General features: G+C 67.5%; 2 protein-coding genes. Both read right to left on the bottom strand.

What is annotated here, in order from left to right; all coding sequences use genetic code 11:
• Positions 1 to 282, bottom strand: a 282-nt coding sequence (locus ABTU92_RS30230; protein WP_408095223.1) for a hypothetical protein, incomplete at its 3' end; no start/stop codon positions are given.
• A gap of 13 nt (positions 283 to 295) precedes the next feature.
• The coding region (locus ABTU92_RS30225) for a hypothetical protein (RefSeq protein WP_408095222.1) at positions 296 to 1,114 on the bottom strand (819 nt) is incomplete at its 5' end.

The following is a 1,114-nucleotide window of genomic DNA, read 5'->3' as shown; positions in this document are numbered from 1 at the left end:
TGCGGCGACGGCGGCGGCATAGATCACGAGCGGGCCGACGGTCAGCAGTCCGAGATACGGACTGGCCGTCGTTTCGTCCGCCTGCGCCGGCTTGAAGACGAAATGGGCCGCGGAGCCGAGATAGCCCAGGAAGACCGGCGTAACGATCTGCAGAAGGTCGAGGTTCTTCGGATAGGTCAGCGGATAGTCGACGACCGGCGCGATCACCAGAAACACGATCTGAAGGCCGGTGATCGCCAGGCTGGCGATGATCAGGATCCGGCGTGCTCGGTCGGTCGTCATGCTCCGGCTCCGGTCATTTGCAGACGAGATTCTTGTCGTCGACGCGGGTGACCTCGGCGCAGGCGGTCGTGATTGCTCGGACGATCTTGTCGTTGATGACCGTCGCGTAGGTGGAGCGCTGAACGTCGTCCGGCGCGCTGTAGTCGACGAGACGGCCGGACGCCTGTCGGCACACCATCGGGCGCGTCGTCCCCGACACGCCGACCCCGCGTCCCTGTCGCAGGATGCGCAGATCGAAATTGAGGGACTCGCGCCATCCTCCGGCGAGGATCAGCGAGTCGCGGGGCGCCGTCGCCGCCACGAACGACACGGCCGTGACCTTGCCATCCTCGCTTCGCTCCACCTGCATCTCGGTGGCGAAGCCGAATTCCTCACGCAGCAGCTTGCCGAGCGGCGTGGCGAACGCCTCGGGACCATGGCCAGTGTCGACGACGAAACCGAAGTCGATGGTGACCCCGTCGAGCCGGAAGGTCGCGCTGACCCGGCACATCAGAGATTCGCTCTCCCACCGCTTCACGTCACTGCGCAGCAGGGTCACGTCCGGCCGAAGGATCGCCACCGTCGCGCAATCCTGCGGCGGCCCGACCGTGCCGGCGATCACACGGACGCTGCAGAGCGCCAGATGCTGCTCGCCCGGCGGGCTTTCGGCGGCCTCGACGACGACATGCCGGTTCCGTCCCTCGCCGAACGGGCGGCCGGTTTCGGCGTGGCGCTTCAGCGTGTCGAGCGACGCCGGACCGTCGGCGAGCGAGTCCACGGTCGCCCAGAATCCGTGCGCCTGGACCTCGCCGCAAGCATGCGAGGTGACGTCCGCATAGGCGCGGCACACCCA

Origin of the sequence: Rhodoplanes sp. SY1 (assembly GCF_046000175.1) — a bacterium.
Classification (GTDB): domain Bacteria; phylum Pseudomonadota; class Alphaproteobacteria; order Rhizobiales; family Xanthobacteraceae; genus Rhodoplanes.
Note: the sequence above shows the minus strand (reverse complement) of the source record. Positions and strands in the feature narration are given on the sequence as shown.